General features: G+C 47.3%; 16 protein-coding genes. 10 read left to right on the forward strand and 6 right to left on the reverse strand.

What is annotated here, in order from left to right; translation table 11 throughout:
• Positions 1–9: 9 nt before the first annotated feature.
• From bamJ to LQ777_RS03280, 3 genes are all read left to right on the forward strand, one after another.
• Positions 10–783 carry a BamJ family beta-barrel-assembly machinery protein gene (bamJ, locus tag LQ777_RS03270; RefSeq protein ID WP_262923904.1) on the forward strand — a complete coding sequence of 258 codons (774 nt, stop codon included), beginning with the start codon at positions 10–12 and terminating at the stop codon, positions 781–783.
• Between the two features lie 98 nt (positions 784–881).
• Positions 882–2,963, forward strand: coding sequence for a carboxy terminal-processing peptidase (locus tag LQ777_RS03275; RefSeq protein ID WP_232561094.1), 2,082 nt, complete (start codon positions 882–884; stop codon positions 2,961–2,963).
• A gap of 94 nt (positions 2,964–3,057) precedes the next feature.
• A complete protein-coding gene (locus LQ777_RS03280; protein ID WP_232561095.1) occupies positions 3,058–3,297 on the forward strand; it encodes a hypothetical protein in 240 nt (79 codons plus the stop codon).
• 9 nt (positions 3,298–3,306) lie between these two features.
• Here LQ777_RS03280 and LQ777_RS03285 read toward each other — a convergent pair whose 3' ends face one another.
• Positions 3,307–4,716 (reverse strand): vanadium-dependent haloperoxidase, encoded by a 1,410-nt coding sequence (locus LQ777_RS03285; protein WP_232561096.1) that lies wholly within the window; start codon positions 4,714–4,716, stop codon positions 3,307–3,309.
• A gap of 155 nt (positions 4,717–4,871) precedes the next feature.
• Here LQ777_RS03285 and dnaG point away from each other — a divergent pair, with 155 nt between their 5' ends.
• Positions 4,872–6,899 carry a DNA primase gene (gene dnaG / locus LQ777_RS03290; protein ID WP_232561097.1) on the forward strand — a complete coding sequence of 676 codons (2,028 nt, stop codon included), beginning with the start codon at positions 4,872–4,874 and terminating at the stop codon, positions 6,897–6,899.
• A 172-nt stretch (positions 6,900–7,071) separates the two neighbouring features.
• On the opposite strand, the gene LQ777_RS03295 is transcribed toward dnaG, so the two are convergent.
• Positions 7,072–7,458: a hypothetical protein gene (locus tag LQ777_RS03295; RefSeq protein ID WP_232561098.1), complete on the reverse strand. Its 387-nt coding sequence runs from the start codon at positions 7,456–7,458 to the stop codon at positions 7,072–7,074.
• Positions 7,459–7,689: 231 nt separating this feature from the next.
• Between LQ777_RS03295 and LQ777_RS03300 the strand changes: the two genes are divergently transcribed.
• Positions 7,690–8,385, forward strand: coding sequence for a LuxR family transcriptional regulator (locus tag LQ777_RS03300; RefSeq protein WP_232561099.1), 696 nt, complete (start codon positions 7,690–7,692; stop codon positions 8,383–8,385).
• Positions 8,386–8,395: 10 nt separating this feature from the next.
• On the opposite strand, the gene LQ777_RS03305 is transcribed toward LQ777_RS03300, so the two are convergent.
• Complete coding sequence (locus LQ777_RS03305; RefSeq protein ID WP_232561100.1) at positions 8,396–9,418, reverse strand: LytTR family DNA-binding domain-containing protein; 1,023 nt, start codon at positions 9,416–9,418, stop codon at positions 8,396–8,398.
• Between the two features lie 182 nt (positions 9,419–9,600).
• Here LQ777_RS03305 and LQ777_RS03310 point away from each other — a divergent pair, with 182 nt between their 5' ends.
• The 3 genes from LQ777_RS03310 (at position 9,601) to LQ777_RS03320 (ending at position 11,196) form a co-directional block, all read left to right on the forward strand.
• Positions 9,601–9,768 (forward strand): hypothetical protein, encoded by a 168-nt coding sequence (locus LQ777_RS03310; protein ID WP_232561101.1) that lies wholly within the window; start codon positions 9,601–9,603, stop codon positions 9,766–9,768.
• Positions 9,769–9,900: 132 nt separating this feature from the next.
• Positions 9,901–10,068: a hypothetical protein gene (locus LQ777_RS03315; protein WP_232561102.1), complete on the forward strand. Its 168-nt coding sequence runs from the start codon at positions 9,901–9,903 to the stop codon at positions 10,066–10,068.
• 12 nt (positions 10,069–10,080) lie between these two features.
• Positions 10,081–11,196: a lysophospholipid acyltransferase family protein gene (locus LQ777_RS03320; RefSeq protein WP_232561103.1), complete on the forward strand. Its 1,116-nt coding sequence runs from the start codon at positions 10,081–10,083 to the stop codon at positions 11,194–11,196.
• 98 nt (positions 11,197–11,294) lie between these two features.
• Here LQ777_RS03320 and LQ777_RS03325 read toward each other — a convergent pair whose 3' ends face one another.
• From LQ777_RS03325 to LQ777_RS03335, 3 genes are all read right to left on the reverse strand, one after another.
• Complete coding sequence (locus LQ777_RS03325; protein WP_232561104.1) at positions 11,295–12,857, reverse strand: Rne/Rng family ribonuclease; 1,563 nt, start codon at positions 12,855–12,857, stop codon at positions 11,295–11,297.
• Positions 12,858–13,239: 382 nt separating this feature from the next.
• Positions 13,240–14,106: a tetratricopeptide repeat protein gene (locus tag LQ777_RS03330; RefSeq protein WP_232561105.1), complete on the reverse strand. Its 867-nt coding sequence runs from the start codon at positions 14,104–14,106 to the stop codon at positions 13,240–13,242.
• Positions 14,107–14,171: 65 nt separating this feature from the next.
• A complete protein-coding gene (locus LQ777_RS03335; RefSeq protein ID WP_171741255.1) occupies positions 14,172–14,474 on the reverse strand; it encodes an HU family DNA-binding protein in 303 nt (100 codons plus the stop codon).
• 141 nt (positions 14,475–14,615) lie between these two features.
• On the opposite strand from LQ777_RS03335, the gene mutY reads away from it, so the two are divergent.
• Both mutY and LQ777_RS03345 read left to right on the forward strand, forming a co-directional pair.
• On the forward strand, positions 14,616–15,704 hold the full coding sequence (gene mutY / locus LQ777_RS03340) for an A/G-specific adenine glycosylase (RefSeq protein WP_232561106.1): 1,089 nt from the start codon (positions 14,616–14,618) through the stop codon (positions 15,702–15,704).
• Positions 15,705–15,778: 74 nt separating this feature from the next.
• Positions 15,779–16,315 carry a single-stranded DNA-binding protein gene (locus tag LQ777_RS03345; RefSeq protein WP_232561107.1) on the forward strand — a complete coding sequence of 179 codons (537 nt, stop codon included), beginning with the start codon at positions 15,779–15,781 and terminating at the stop codon, positions 16,313–16,315.
• Positions 16,316–16,328 lie beyond the last annotated feature (13 nt).

Genomic DNA, 16,328 nt, shown 5'->3' on the forward strand with positions numbered 1-16,328 from the left:
TAAGTTCGCATGAAGTTCAACCAATGGATGCTGGCCGGTGTTGCGTCGGCTGTTTTTGTCGCCAGCGCTGCGACGGCCCAAGTTAAAAAACCAGCTGTTAAAAGACCCGCCACAGGTGTCAAACCTGCTTCGACTGCCAAATCAACTACAGGAGGTGCCATCGTGTCGTCTCAGGATTCCATAAGCTACAGCATTGGTCTTTTTATGGCCCAGAACCTGAAACAACAGGGCATGACCGAGCTGAATAACGACCTGCTGACGCGTGGTCTTCAGGATGCATTGAGTGGTCAAAAAACGCAATTGACGCAGGAGCAGGCCGGGCAGATTCTAAATGCCTACGCTCAAAAGCAATACGCCATCCGTAACGCTGAAGGGCAGAAAGCATCGGCCGAAAACAAAAAAATCGGGAGTGCTTTTCTGACTGAGAATAAAGCAAAATCGGGCGTTGTTACGACAGCCAGCGGATTGCAGTATTCTGTTGAAAAAGAAGGTACAGGTGCTAAACCAACTGCCACGGATCGGGTTAAAGTACATTACACGGGCCGCTTACTTGATGGTAAAGTATTTGATAGTTCAGTAGAACGTGGTCAGCCAATGGAATTTGGTGTGAATGAAGTGATTAAAGGTTGGACCGAAGCGCTTCTGTTGATGCCGGTCGGTTCAAAATGGAAACTATTCATTCCTTCAGATTTAGCCTATGGTGACCGGGGGGCCGGTGCTGACATCAAACCGGGCTCGACATTGGTGTTTGATGTCGAATTGCTTGATATAGTTAAACAATGAGGGAATGGCGAATAAATAAATGAGCGCCGACAGTCTGAACAGACAATTGCTGGCTCATTTACTTATTCGCCCGTTCGCGACTAATCTGGGTAATGTAGATGAAGAAGTATCTGGTGACCCTATTGCCCGTGCTGATGCTGAGTTTTCAGCCGGATTCTCCTTCTGGAGCTTACACTCCAGGCGGTGCGCCCCTTTCAGGTGGCCAAACCTCGTCTCCCAATGACGATTTGAAACCGTCTATTTCGCAGGAGAAGGTGGAAACGCTGGTAGCTAAGCTATTAACGACCTACCATTACCGCAAAGTAAGACTGAATGACTCGCTGTCGTCCGTTGTTTGGGACAATTATCTGAAAGAAGTAGATGGTAGCAAAACCTATCTATTGGCGTCAGACGTAGCGGCTTTTGAGAAATATCGTTATCAGATTGATGACGCCTTGGTTAACGGCGATCTGACAGCGGCCTACGACCTGTACAACGTCTTCCGCAAGCGGTACCAGGAACGTAGCGAATTCATTAAAGAGCAGCTCAAAAAACCGTTGAGCTTCACGACGGATGAGACGTTCAATACGGATCGTGAAAAAGCGGTCTGGCCAAAAACGGCAGAAGAACAAAACGAACTGTGGCGGAAAATCCTGAAAAACCAGGAGCTGGAGCTTCGTCTAGGCAATCGTAAAGACAGCGCCGTAGTCGCTCTGATGACCCAGCGGTACACGAATCTTGATAAGGCGATCAACCGGATCAAGAGCGCCGATGTATTTCAGATGTATATGAACTCGTTTGCCGAAGCGCTTGACCCTCACACGAACTATCTTTCGCCCACAAACGCGGATCGCTTCAACCAGGAGATGAGCCAGTCGCTGGAAGGGATCGGTGCGATGCTTCGGGAAGATGGTGATTACATTCGTATCACGGACATTCTGCCGGGCGGTCCAGCTTTCAAAAGCAAGCTGCTCAACAAAGACGATAAGATTGCCGGCGTTGCGCAGGGCGATAACGGGCCGATGGTTAACACCATGAACTGGCAGGTCGATGATGTAGTCAAGCTTATCAAAGGACCGAAAGGCACGATTGTGCGGTTGCAGGTTATTGCTCCTAACGCATTAGCTGGTGCGCCACCGAAAGAAATCCGACTGGTACGGGAGAAGATCAAGCTGGAAGAGCAGCGAGCTAAAAAAGAAGTCATCGAGGTTTCCGATAACGGTCGGGCATTCAAAATCGGTGTTATCAACATTCCGATGTTCTACCGTGATTTCGAGGGAGCCCGCAAGCGCGAAGAAGGATTCAGCAGCACAACGAGTGACGTGAAGAAATTCGTGGAAGAGCTGAAAGGCGAGAAAGTAGACGGTATTGTTATCGACCTGCGCGACAACGGAGGTGGATCGCTTACCGAAGCTATTAACCTCACCGGTCTGTTTATTCCCAAAGGGCCCGTTGTTCAGGTTCGCGAGTCATCGGGTGAAACAGAAGTTTACACCGATCCCGATCCGTCTGTGGCTTACGATGGCCCAATGGCTGTGCTGGTAAACCGATTCAGTGCTTCAGCGTCTGAAATCTTTGCTGCGGCTATTCAGGATTACAAACGGGGCGTTATTGTGGGTGGACAGACCTTCGGTAAAGGTACGGTTCAAACATTGATCGATTTAAACCAGTGGCTGCCTAAAGAGCCGGAAAAAGTTGGTCAGGTGAAAATGACGATCCAGAAGTTTTATCGGATAAATGGTAGCAGTACGCAACACCGGGGTGTTACGCCAGACATCGAGCTGCCATCCGCTTTCTCGGCTGAAGAGTATGGCGAAAGCTCGCAGCCAAGTGCGTTGCCTTGGGATCAGATCAATTCGACGCGTTATGAGCAGTCACGTGGCCTCGACGATAAAATCCTGGCTCGTCTGCGGGATCGCTTTGATCAGCGACTTAAATCCGATCCGGAGTTGAAGCAACTGGCGCAGGATCTGGCCGATTTCAAAAAGGCAAAGGAGAATACGGTTGTGTCGTTACAGGAAACGAAACGTCGGAAAGAACGGGAAGAGGCAGAACGCAAACGCACTGCTGCGAACAAGGTCTCTCAGATAACGGCTACTGTTGATGAAACCGGAACGCCGACTCCGAAGAAAAAGAAAGATTTGTATCTGACTGAGGCTGGTTTAGTGCTCGCTGATTACATCTTGGCAGCCAACAAATAAGCGAGTCAGGTTGTGTTGCCCCAGTAAAACGAAAACCCCGCGTAGCAAACTGTTACGCGGGGTTTTCGTTTATTGACATAAATCGTATTTCTACATGTGGTACTTCCTTATAAAACAGGCTACCCTCGAAACAAAACAATATCAGGCGCTGCAGAAAAAAGCCTCGCTGACGGAAGTTGAGCTATTCAACGAACCTTACGAAAACTGGTACGTATTCACGGTTGAGAAAGACCGGCACCGTGAGTTTATGGACTATCTGGACCTTGAAGGCATCAGCTATGATTTGAACGCTGATCGACCAACCCGAGAAGAAATGCTGGCCGGAATGCGCTAAGCCATAACGCTACTTCTTCCAAGCAAGGGCATTGACATTGGCTCCAATCTTCTTTCCTTCGGTTAATCCCGTCTCATTGTCCTGACGGGTGTGAATGTTTCCGTAAAAGCGGGAGTCTGCCGATTCCTGCGCGGACTCGACAAACGATTTGAACGAGCGGGCTTTAAACTCAACGTTCCGACTGGCATCCTTTGCCCGACCGACGTGCGAATCATCTGTGAAAGCGAAACTCTCGCCGTACAAGTCAGTCAACACGATAGCGGCTGACGACGACTGCGTAGCGTGACCTGAAGGATAGCCGGGGAAGGGGGGAGCTGGCCAGAATGGAACCCAGGCCGGATCAATGGCCAGCCGAGCATAGGTGTAGGGCCGAAGGTTATTGAACAAATATTTACACCGCCAGCATAATACGAACGCATCAGAGACTGCGATACCTGTTCTGGCAAACGTTTCGGCGGCTTTCGCCAGATCTGCTTTAGCCGTCTTAACAGTAATGTTGGCGATGCTGTACGAATGACCAGGTGGTGTGAACGTTTCAGCAGGATTATCGGCCCACCATACGGCAATCTCCTTTTCTGTCTGGGTCAAGTTTTTCGATTTTACATATACATCCAGATACTGTGCGAACATTGCTGACTTCACATCCGTCGAATAGGGTAGCGGTTTAGGCATCGGCAAGTCCATATTTGCTTTGACAAACGTTCGGTTCTTCCCCCAGTAAGGCTGCATCGGAATCTTCTGTCCGTTTTCTGTCGTTTGCCAAAGTCCCGGCCCCGTCGGTACGACATAGCTGGTCGGAAAATTTCGGCTATAGCCCTCATGTCCCCCGTCGGTTTTAGACCATTCAAACAACGCATTGGCTACATTCTGCCCAAACGTTACAGAACGTTGATTGACGCCCTCGTCTGAGCCCTTAAAGTCGGCGTACAGCGTTTTTTCGAGCGCGTCGATGGCTGACTTGTTCGCAGTCGAGGCCGTTGTGTACAGGCTACGTAAGATCGTTGCTTCGGCAGCATTGGCGCAAAGTGCCCAGTTATATTCCTTGGCGTCGGGCTTGGGGAGGGTTGTTAAGCCCTGAAGTTGACCCGCCAGCGACCTGTGATCCGTTATGCCGGGAACAACCGCTTCGTACATAGCCAGACCAGCGTAACCAAACGCTCGGGAAGCTACTGGTGGACTAAAGCCAGGTGTTGTCATTGTCAGCTTCAGTTGAAGGACTGCCCACTGGCTAGCAACATCGGCATTGTATTGATTGGCTGGTTTACCGCTTGGTGCGTTGGCATCCGGTTGAGTTGGTTCAACAGGCTGAAGGCGGCACGCTTGAAGAATAGCTAAAATTAGTAGCGGTACCCATGCTCTGCGCAGCACACGCAAAGACACCAGTTTGTCCACTAGAACTAACGGTAAATAATCGTTCATAAGCTACGGATAAGGACATGATCTTGGATCAAGTGCCTAGCTGATCCGTCAGCAAAAAATTTGCCAGATGCAGATTAATATTCCTGTTTTGCGTTTGCGAACTGGCAAAGGGGCCGACTTTCAGAGTAAATTTGATTTCTCAATTCTCATTGTCCATGCGTATTCCCGAAGAAACAGTTGAGCGAATCCGCCAGTCGGCTGATATTCTCGAAGTTATTAATGACTTTGTCTCTCTAAAGAAGCGCGGCAGTAATTACATCGCCTGTTGCCCGTTTCACAACGAGAAAACGCCGTCATTCAACGTTAACCCCGTTCGACAAATCTATAAATGTTTTGGCTGCGGTAAAGCGGGAGATGCGGTGAAATTCGTAATGGACATAGAAAACATCGGTTACGGCGAAGCACTTCGGTACCTGGCTAAGAAGTACGGTATTGAGATTGAAGAACAGGAGCAGACGCCCGAAGAGTTGTTGCGGCAAAACGAGCGGGAGAGTTTGCTGATTGTTTTAAATTTCGCCAAAACGTTTTTCCAGGAGGCTCTGCTGAAATCGGATGAGGGGCGAAGTATCGGACTAACTTATTTCCGTGAGCGTGGTTTTACCAACCCTACGCTCGAAGCCTTTGAACTGGGCTACAGCTTCGATCAGTGGGATGCGCTCATGAACGAAGGAGTGCGTAGAGGCTACAATCGCGATCTCCTGGAGAAAGCGGGTCTCATATTGAGTAAGGAAGGCGGTAAAGTATTCGACCGCTTCCGGGGGCGCGTTATGTTTCCAATCCATAACGTTTCGGGGCGTGTCATTGCGTTTGGTGCTCGTATCCTAAAGACGGATAAGAACCAGCCTAAATACCTAAACTCGCCCGAGACGACGGTTTACCACAAAAGCCAGGTTCTGTACGGAATCTATCAGGCAAAACAAACCATCAGGCAGGAGGATGTCTGTTACCTGACAGAAGGCTATACCGACGTTATATCGCTTCACCAGGCCGGGATTAAAAACGTGGTGGCTTCGTCGGGTACTTCGCTCACAACGGAACAGATCCGGTTGATTGCCCGCTTCACATCAAACGTCACTATTTTGTATGATGGCGACGCTGCCGGGATAAAAGCGGCCCTGCGTGGCCTTGATATGGTGCTTGAAGAAGGGTTGAATCTAAGGTTGCTTCTTCTGCCCGATGGCGAAGACCCCGACAGTTACGTTCATAAGGTAGGCGCTGATGCATTCAAGCAGTACATTAAGACAAACTCACAGGATTTTATTGACTTTAAAGCCGGACAGTGGCTCTCAGAAGCTGGTGATGACCCGCACAAACGAGCGGAAGGTATTTCAGACGTGTGCGCTAGCATCACGCGAATAACGGATCACTTAAAGCGCCAGACACTTTCGCAGCGGGTCGCGCAAGTGTTTCATGTCAGTGAGCAGTCTGTCATCTCCGAGATCAACCGCTTGCTTCGAAAACGGCAAGCCCAGACTCAAAAAGAATATGATCGTCAGCACGACCGTGCTTCTAGGCAGGATACATCACAGCAGGAGCCATCGGTCGACGAATTGAACGCGCTGTTTGCTGAGTCAGGTATCGAGGGTATACAGCCAACGGTTCCGAAACAGCCGCTTGCTCCGGGAAACCGAACATCCACTGCCCGAACACCCCTGTCGTATCAGGAAGAGGAGTGCATCCGTCTATTGATGAACTACGGCGCACGGGAGCTTGAACCCGGAATTACCCTTTGCCAGTATGTGCTAAGCGAACTTCACGATATAGAGTTTCAAACGCCCCCCTTCGACCTTATTCTTACACTTTTCCGGGAAGCCTATCACCGGGGAGATATCTTGACGGCTGGCGACTTTTTGACGCAACAAGCCTCGGACGATTCTATCGTTCAGAATCAGGCTATCAACCTAACTACGCCACGCTACGAAATCAGCGAAGGGTGGATCAAGCACGAGATTTATGTGCCATCCGAAGAAGAGATTTCTATTCTTGCTGATTCAGCGTACAAGAATATCCTACGAATCAAGAAAATGCTCGCTGAGCGACGCATGAACACCTTGCAGCAGCAATTGCGGGAAAGTAAAAACAAGAGTCCTGAAGAAGCAGATCAACTTTTGTCCGAATTCATGCACTTCAAGCGAATCGATATTGAAATATCTAAGCTTTTGGGTACAGTCATATCCGGCTAGTACTCACACCATGCATTAAAGCCTTTCGTAGTAACAAAATAACGCAGAGTGTTAACAATCTGTCGATTACTTTTTTATCTTAGTACAATAGTAATTTTTTACTATAATGACCACAAAAAAAGTTCCCTAATTACCTAGGGAACTTGCCTTTATCAAGAAGGAGAGGTGAACACTAAGCTATAGCTACCGTTTTAACACTGGTCAGTTCAGCGTCAATTTCCCGGTTCAATTCAGTTAACAAACGAGCGTGAGAATGAAGTTGTCCAGGCTTAGAAGGTTGCATGGCTCGGCCCGCTTTTTGACCAGACATATCAACCATTAAAGTCATTAAGACATCGCTCATATGATGACGTAATGTAATAAGTTTGCGTAAGCGCGACCGGTTGTTTGCGTTCGACTGCCGATGACTATTAGACTGGAGCGAATTGATAACCTCAGTGAGTTTAGCGTAGCGACGATGGAACTGTTCCGTGGCTTCTACCCACTCCATGATTATACTTTGTATTTCAGTTGAGGACGCTTCGTAAGCAGACGACATTGGTTCTTCCTGGATCATCATATCGCTAGTTTCTGAATAGACAGACGGTTGGCTGATGATCAAAAGTAGTATGGTACTATAAGGTAAAACAAGTCGTTTTGCGTGAAATCACCATTTCTCCGGACGAAATCACCCATAAAAAGGGCCTGTTTTCGGTGATTTCGTCCGGAGAAATGGTGATTTCAGAATGTTGTTGTTGTTTAAACTCTAAATAGGCTAGTACTTTCAATCACTCTTTTACAAATAACAGACATGGATCAGCCAACGACAAATCAGGATGGCGCAAAAAACTTCGCACTACGTCGACGGGATTTTTCTATTCTCGTGGCGCAGTCAGAAGTATTCAATTGTGAAGTATTGAGTCAACTGCTAAAGGAGCAAGGATACAATGTAGTAGGACGTGCTGTCGAGATGGAGGATACGCTGAAGCAAATTCGTGTCAAACGTCCCCAATGCGTTATTCTTGAGTCCGAGATCTCCGGTAAGCGAAGTTTTGATATAGTTGAAGAGATGCAACAGTCTAATTATCAGACGAAGTTCATTCTGTATACGAGCAAACCTGACCTGCGCATGATTGCCAAAGCCATGCAAATGGGCTTCTTTGGCTTTTTGTACGCTAGCGATGGGTTGGATGAGCTATATCGTTGTTTTCAGACCGTCAGTGCAGGCGGGTGCTATTACAGTAGCGGATTTATGAGCTTGCTGAAGAATTTTGGTGTGGAAGTACTCTCCGATAGCACACGAGATGAACTAAATCGATTGACGGACCGGGAGCGCGAGGTCTTAAGAATGGTCGCTAATGGCTTAACTGCTGGAGAAATTGCCGATCAGTTGGGGATTAGCTACCGAACTGCCGTAAATCATAAAACCCATATAGCAAAAAAGCTACAATTAGGTAGCTGTCGTCAATTGCCAAGATACGGTATATCCGTAAAGAGTTACTTATGAAATCAATTAATCAGGAGGCCATGATAAACGAATCCGTAGACGTATCAGCGTATGGACGCTGACCATTACCCTGTAACCATTCACGAAATTCCTGCATACGGGCACGAGGAACCACTATTTCGTGTCGATCAGGTGTGTTTAATCGAACAATGTATTTGCCATTCTCCCAATATGCGTAATTAAGAACAGCCTGCCGATTAACAATATAGTCGCGTTTGATGCGGAAGAAACGACTAGGATCTAATTCCGTTTCTAGTTCATTCAGCGTTTTTGCGACTAAATACTGGCCTTTTTCCAGCTGAGCGTAGTAGTATCGATCTTCAATGGTGAAGAAGTAAACGTCTTCAACGGGGAAGTCGAGTTCGCCGTGCTGGTTTTTACCCTTCATGTGGGATAAATAATTGCTGGCGGGCGCAGCAGCTACGGTTGTTTGTGCTGCAATGGCAGCTTGAGCTGCCTGAACGGCCATAGCCGCCTGACTCTCAGCTGCTTCCTGAGCTTCCTGTCGCTGCGTAAAATAGTCAGATAGCAGAGACGTATTGGTTACAATGTAACCAATCAACAGCATTGGAATTAGATAACGAAAGTAGATACCAGCGGTAAAAGTGCCTCCCAGGTATACTTCCCAGTATTTTGAAAAGGTATAGTTAGGAAACTGCTCTAGCAAAAAGCGGATCGTTTCAGTTGCCGGGTTGAAAACGAAAAACGACAACAGAATCGTAGGCAGCAGTAAAAGCTCGTATTTGGTTATATCACGCCACGTCAAATCGACCGAATCGATCTTATAACGGGTATGATGCAGATTGATTAATGTAATAATGATGTATGTGCTGCATATTTCCGGAATAAGCAGGCTTCTCAACCAAAGGCTGACGTAGGGCAGAAGGCCCCCAGCTTTAACCAGCTTTTCTACTTTGACTGTGTAGGCAGATGTCCAGGATAGCCCTTCAATAAGCAGAACGATACCTAACAGAAGCCCAATTCCGTAGATCGGCTTTTTTAGGAAAGTCCTTGTTAATTGTATTGCTTTCATGTTGCCCTTAGCAAAAATCTGGACTAAGATAATGGTAATAATTGACTAATCCAATACGCATTATTGAGACTTTTCTTCGATTGATGACCCTTGCCCTGGAATCTAATTTTGTATCAATCAAACGGCGCACAAAACAGCGCCAACCAGGCAAGTAAACCAAACGAAAAAATAGAAAAGTCATCATGAAAAAGCAATTCGCAATCAAAGCCGTTCAAGCAACTAAAAACAACGTTCTATCAATTGCTAAAAGAGAATCAGCAAGCATTCTCCGACTAGCTGCCGACGATAACGGTTGCTGCCAAGTAATGGCCTTCAACAGACTTTCTTCCAAGCTTACTCTTTCCCTTTAATAGGTAAAAGTAAGCCATCCGCCCAGCATCTCCACAAACAAGAAATTGCTTCTTGCCGAGATCGCTTTCAAACAGTGCCTAAAACAGCGCTGATCAAGCAAACAAATCGAACGAAAAAACAGAAAAGTCATCATGAAAAAGCAATTCGCAATCAAAGCCGTTCAAGCAACCAAGAACAACGTTTTGTCTGTTGCTAAAAGAGAATCAGAAAGTATCTTACGACTGGCTGCTGGAGATATACCATGCTGCTATGTAATGGCCTTCCAAGGAGTCTCTTCTAAACTTACTTTTTCCCTTTAACAGGTAAAAATTATGTCATCCGCACTGCGTCTTTACAAACAAGAACTTTCCCGTTGTCGGGATCACTTCCAGCAGATTGATCTGCACAAGGAACGAGGCTACCTGATGAAGTTCACAACGTTTTCTGCTAATGTCGAAAACATCATGCCCTTCATTCCTCGCAGTGAACACGAAACGCTATTTCAGGAGTTATTGTTGCAACAGGTTTTTACTACGTTCGATCACCAGTGTTTAACGGCCGGCGATCTAGTAAAAACAAGTGGAGCGCAGGAATTATTAACAAAGCTGGATAGCCCTCGCATCTATTGTACCTATCACCTTGGATCGTATCGAATTCTGACGAGTTTATTGTTTCGACGGGGAGTCGATTGTGTACTGCTGCTTGGCAGCAATGCAAACCGTCATCAAGGAGAAGGAATGATAGAACATGCTGAAGGTTTACGCAAAAAGTATAACCTGACCAATATTTTCCGCATTGTCGAAGCGAACAGCCCCTCTGCTGGGCTAACCGTTCTGCGGGAATTGAAAGCAGGAAGGTCGTTGATTGTTTATGTCGATGGTAGCCCTGAGACAGCACCTGAACCCGGCGAGGAAGATAAGTTTATTTCAGTGCCGCTAGGGGATCGTCGAGTATTGACGCGTAAAGGAGTTGCGTATCTTTCTCATGCTACCGGTGTACCCATTGTACCCGTAGTTTGTTATCGTCAACCTGATTTAAGAAATGTAGTTCATTGTCTTGACCCCATCCGGCCTATTCGCCACAGTGATCGGGATATGTACTGTCAGGAAGCAATGACGCAGTTGTACAAGGCTTTCTGGCCTTATCTAAAGCGCTACCCAGCCCAATGGGAAGGGTGGACATATATCAATTCGTTTTTGGAACCAGAAGAACCAAAACGAACGGAACAGGGGCGCTGGCCTGCACGCCCAACGTTTAATCAAGATCGGTACACCCTTTGTGATCTTGAAAAGGCACCTATTCTATTTGACCGTCGTTTGTATCAGACGTATGAAATTACGGAGGACCTACGTGATCTGCTTTTGAACATCAACTCAGTTGATTCCGTAGAGGGACTTGTCGGCAAAGATATGTTCGGCGAGTTAATGGAAATGGAGGTTCTCCACTAAGACATTGTAGCGAAAGTAAAGGGGTTTCATTCGAGATGAATGAAACCCCTTTACTTTTAACGGGTTACGTTAAATTACTTGTAGCATTACTTTATTTATTAAGCTCCGCTACCTGTTTCGATCTCCTCACCTGACTTATTGAAAAATTTGAAGTTGACAATGCCCAGTGAGCTGTCCTTTACAATCTTGATCCACGTTTTGTACTTCATATACCATTGCATTTGCTTGGAATAAAAGCCTTTGGTATAGTAGGCATACAGAAATGGGTGCATTGTAATGGAAATCCCTCGCTCATTCTGTTTGGTCAAAATGTAATCAAGGTTATTTTCAATAACGTCGGTGACAAGCACACTTGCCTGGATCGTGCCGGTTCCTCCGCAAGTTGGACAAACCTCGCGAGTAACAATGTTCATTTCGGGCCGTACTCGCTGACGCGTGATCTGCATCAGCCCGAACTTCGTTAAAGGCAGTATCGTAAACTTAGAGCGGTCTGACTTCATCTCATCGCGCATGATGTCTTGCAGAAGCTTTTTATTTTCTGCTTTTTTCATGTCGATAAAGTCAATCACGATAATCCCGCCCATGTCCCGTAACCGAAGTTGCCGGGCAATTTCTTTGGCTGCCTCACGATTGACACTGATAGCGGTTGCTTCCTGATCTTCTTCCGAATTCGACTTATTACCGCTGTTGACATCAATGACGTGCAGCGCTTCCGTGTGTTCGATAATCAGATAGCCGCCACCGGGCAAGCTTACCGAACGGCCAAACAAAGATTTTAACTGCTTCTCAAGCCCTAACGCTTCAAAGATCTTTGCCTTGCCGCTATGAAGTTTAACAATTTTCTCTTTTTCGGGAGCAATCGTATGAATGTACTCCCTGATCTCGTCGAACGATTCGCGGGTATCAACTGTGATGCTTTCGAACGACTCATTGAGCATATCGCGCAGGATGGACGACGCTCGATTCATTTCACCCAGTACCCGGTCGCGGGGTTTGGCGTCGGCTAATGTCTTAATTGCCTGTTCCCATTTAGCGAGCGAATGCTGAAGGTCGCGATCAAGCTCTTCAACATCTTTGTCCTGCGCAACAGTACGTACAATGACGCCGAAGTTTTGCGGTTTAAGCGACGACATCAGTCGTAGCAACCGCGACCGCTCGGCCCGGTCTGTAATCTTTTTGGATAAATTTACTCCGTCCGAAAACGGCACGAGGACCAGATAACGGCCCGCAATCGATATATCGCAGGAAAGGCGTGGACCTTTGGTCGAGATGGGTTCTTTGACCACCTGAACCAGGATGGGAGCGTTCTTTGTCAGTACCTTATCGATCTTCCCAATCTTCTCGATAACAGGCTCCAGCTTCATGTTGCTGAGCTTGCCGGTAGTGACGCGCTTGGCGATTACATCTTTGACAAACTTATTAAACGAATTAATATTCGGTCCTAAGTCCTGGTAGTGCAAAAAGCCATCTTTCTCGTGCCCAACATCCACAAAAGCGGCATTGAGCCCTGATGAAAGCTTTTTGACGGTTCCTAAGTAAAGATCGCCAACGGTGAAGCTGCTGTCTAACTCTTCTTCGTGATATTCCAGCAATCTCTTGTTTTGCAAGAGTGCAATCCGATCACCTTTCTGAGTCGAACTGATAACTAATTCATTACTCACAAGATGAATGAACGGTTAAGAATGGCTATATAAAAAAAAAGAAGCCACGCTCGGGCTTTTTACAGACCGGCACGAGGCTTCCAAAACGCGTAGGCAGTAGACAAGTTTACAGTAGGCAGCTATCGGCGGAAAAGCCGACTGTAAACTGCCGACTACTTACTACTTTTTCTTGTGCCGGTTTTTTCTGAGCCGTTTCTTCCGCTTGTGGGTGGCAATCTTGTGCCGTTTCCGTTTTTTACCGCAAGGCATAGTGCGAATGCTGTTTAGTGGTTTAAAATATGTGTCGGCCTATCACTCGATAAAGCCCAAATGGTTGTAAAGTTTTAACGTTGACGGTTCCTAAGTATCAATGAACTTTATCCGTGTCAACTATATACCCTACTTATTTTAACCGCTCTTCGTATTCTTGAACAGCGGCTAGAATTTGTGGATCTTTCTCCTGTGTTTTTACCTGAGCCAGTACTTTTTTAGCTTCCGCTTTCTGACCCGATTCCGCTAGACTGACGCCCAGATAAAACTGCGCTTTACGACTCGCCGGATTCGTAATTAATATCTGACGGAACCGTTCAACAGCCCGCTCGTACTGACCTGACCGCATCGATAATAGGCCGAGGTTGAACAAGGCTAGCTCGTTGGTCGGATCTTGCTTCAGCACATCGCGCAAAAGCATAATTCCTTGCATCGGTGTATCCGTATTGACGTAGGTCATCGCCATATTAGCTTTGGCCGCCAGTAAGTTCGGATTCTTTGCAAGTACTTTCTGGTAAAAATCACGGGTCTTCTGACCCAACATTGCTGTTTTGTTCTCGTCAACAGCGAACGTGTAAGCTTCAAAATACTGATCGCCCGCTTGGAGCATATTCTGTTCGGTTGGTTGACTAGTCGCTAGCAGATCAGCGTAGTGAGCTGCGCTATCATACTTGGTCACGTCCCGGAACAGAGCAATTAACTTTGTTGCTGCCGATTCTTTCTGGGCCGAACTCGCCGTTAAAAACTGAGTCCTTAACGCCGTTAGTTGCTTTTGTTGTTCTGGAGAAAGAGGCTTTTCATGAGCCGCTGCGCCCTCAAGGGCTTCGTTGCCAGCAGCTGCCCCGTGCTGAGTCGAGGTAGGTGTTTGCTTCGTGCGGTTTACTGGTAGTGATTCACCCAATTGTTTGCTTTCATTGCGCACGACAACCTTAGGCAAGGTATACAACCCTGCGGTTAAAGCGGTAGCTAACACGACAACAAACAGTACTGACTTATTCATGATAGAAACGAATCACGGAGCAAATGCCTAGACTGGACTCAGACACTGAGGACCGCTTTTAGTGCTTACTCAGCCGCAACTTTGGCTTTGTCGCTGGTTTTTACTTGTTCAACAAAAACCTTGGCGGGCTTAAAGCTCGGAATATAATGCTCATCGATTACCATAGCGGTGTTCTTCGAGATGTTCCGGGCTACTTTCTTGGCTCTTTTCTTGTTGATGAAACTGCCGAACCCTCTCACATAAATATTCTCTCCCTCGGCCAACGAGTCCTTAACTACCGAAAAGAAGGTCTCAAGGGTGTTCGTTACCTCAGCCTTATCAATTCCGGTCTTATCGGCGATCTCTGCAATTACGTCTGCTTTCGTCACGACTTCTTAAACTTTAACGTTTACTGTGTTGTTGAAAATTCGGGTGTCAAAAATGGGAGCACAAAGGTAGGGGTTTCTAAGAAATTATAAAACCCTGTGTTCCAGTTTTTCATCGTTAACGACGCTTTTTCCTTTTTTATTTTGAATTGGCAATCAGACCTTAACGTCAATGAAACGGTATTTGTACCTAGTCTTGAACACTGGTATGAGTACCACAAACGCGACTTGCCCTGGCGTCACACGCGCGATCCATATTCCATCTGGCTGTCGGAAGTAATTCTCCAGCAAACCCGTGTAGCGCAGGGAAAACCTTACTATGAACGGTTCCTGAAGACCTATCCAACAGTACAGGACATGGCCCGTGCTGATGAGCGCGAATTGCTTCGACTCTGGCAAGGGCTTGGGTATTACTCCCGTGCTCGAAATCTGCACCAGACAGCCCGTTACGTAACGGACGAACTTAATGGAAAGTTTCCGGACACCTATCATGATCTGTTGAAAATGAAGGGCATAGGCGTGTATACCGCTGCCGCCGTTGCTTCGTTTGCTTTTGGTGAGCGGGTACCCGTTGTAGACGGCAATGTGTATCGGGTGCTCGCCCGCGTGTTTGGTATCAACGAGGACATCACGACAACGGGAGCTAAGAAGACATTTGCGGCACTGGCGACTCGTCTGATTCAACAGGCTAACGATCCGGCAACGTACAATCAGGCTATTATGGAGTTTGGTGCCATTCAGTGCACGCCCGTAGCGCCCGACTGCCTGCTATGTCCGGTTCAGCAGCAGTGTGTAGCGTATCTGACCGGTCAGCAACATCGCTTACCCGTCAAGGCAAAAAAGGCTCCCGTTCGCGAGCGCTATTTTCAGTATCTGATTTTTAGAAATGGCGATAAGGTAGCCATGCGTGAACGTACTGACCGGGATATCTGGCAAAATCTGTACGATTTTTGTTTGATTGAGACGGATGAACCTAAAGCGATGTTACGCGATCTGCCGCTGCCTAACTTAGTGAACGAATTGGTAATGCAAGGCGTTTTTGCCACTATGCCGACCGAAGCAACGCAACTGCTGTCGCACCAGCGGATCAAGGCAACATTCTATGAAATCGACTTACCCGACAAGCTTGCAGACCAGTTGCCTATGGGCTTACAATGGTACTCAACAAGTGAAGCGGGGCAGTTGCCCAAGCCCGTATTAATAACGAACTATTTGGAGAAATCCCTTGGATAAGTGCGTTGATTTCAGTATCTTTAATCTCATTAAACCCAGCGAAATTTTCGCACGTAACTAATAAAACGATACATATGGCAAGCCTTAACAAAGTAATTATTATTGGTAATGTGGGCAATGATCCGGAAGTACGCTACCTGGATGGCGGTTCCGTTGTTGCCAAATTCAGCGTTGCCACTAATGAGCGATATACCACTCGTACCGGTGAACAGGTTGAGTCAACGGAGTGGTTCCGGGTTGAGGTCTGGAATGATCAGGCAAAAACAATTGAAAAATACGTGCGCAAGGGGCAGCAGATTTATGTCGAAGGCCGCCTGCGGACAGAAACCTATACAGATCGGGAAGGTAAAGAGCGGTTCTCGCTCGGCGTTCGTGCTACTACATTTCAATTTTTAAGTGGCCCGAATGATCGTCAGGACGGTGCTTCGTATGAAGCGCCCGCTCAGCAGTCGGCTCCGGCTCCCCGTCAGCAGCCTGTTGCTCAAGCCGCACCAGCACCTCGTCCGCAGGCCGCTCCGGCACCGCAGCCAGCCGCAGCGCCCGAACGTCGTAGGCAACCCGATCCGGTGCCTTTTGAGAGCAACAGTGGCGACGACGATTTGCCGTTCTAAACTGCTCAACGCT

Origin of the sequence: Spirosoma oryzicola (assembly GCF_021233055.1) — a bacterium.
In the GTDB taxonomy this organism is placed as follows: Bacteria; Bacteroidota; Bacteroidia; order Cytophagales; family Spirosomataceae; genus Spirosoma; species Spirosoma oryzicola.

Coding starts and splice junctions, on each gene's coding strand:
- bamJ (WP_262923904.1), top strand. CDS start 10: ATGAAGTTCAACCAATGGATGCTGGCCGGTGTTGCGTCGGCTGTTTTT.
- LQ777_RS03275 (WP_232561094.1), top strand. CDS start 882: ATGAAGAAGTATCTGGTGACCCTATTGCCCGTGCTGATGCTGAGTTTT.
- LQ777_RS03280 (WP_232561095.1), top strand. CDS start 3,058: ATGTGGTACTTCCTTATAAAACAGGCTACCCTCGAAACAAAACAATAT.
- LQ777_RS03285 (WP_232561096.1), bottom strand. CDS start 4,716: ATGAACGATTATTTACCGTTAGTTCTAGTGGACAAACTGGTGTCTTTG.
- dnaG (WP_232561097.1), top strand. CDS start 4,872: ATGCGTATTCCCGAAGAAACAGTTGAGCGAATCCGCCAGTCGGCTGAT.
- LQ777_RS03295 (WP_232561098.1), bottom strand. CDS start 7,458: ATGATGATCCAGGAAGAACCAATGTCGTCTGCTTACGAAGCGTCCTCA.
- LQ777_RS03300 (WP_232561099.1), top strand. CDS start 7,690: ATGGATCAGCCAACGACAAATCAGGATGGCGCAAAAAACTTCGCACTA.
- LQ777_RS03305 (WP_232561100.1), bottom strand. CDS start 9,418: ATGAAAGCAATACAATTAACAAGGACTTTCCTAAAAAAGCCGATCTAC.
- LQ777_RS03310 (WP_232561101.1), top strand. CDS start 9,601: ATGAAAAAGCAATTCGCAATCAAAGCCGTTCAAGCAACTAAAAACAAC.
- LQ777_RS03315 (WP_232561102.1), top strand. CDS start 9,901: ATGAAAAAGCAATTCGCAATCAAAGCCGTTCAAGCAACCAAGAACAAC.
- LQ777_RS03320 (WP_232561103.1), top strand. CDS start 10,081: ATGTCATCCGCACTGCGTCTTTACAAACAAGAACTTTCCCGTTGTCGG.
- LQ777_RS03330 (WP_232561105.1), bottom strand. CDS start 14,106: ATGAATAAGTCAGTACTGTTTGTTGTCGTGTTAGCTACCGCTTTAACC.
- LQ777_RS03345 (WP_232561107.1), top strand. CDS start 15,779: ATGGCAAGCCTTAACAAAGTAATTATTATTGGTAATGTGGGCAATGAT.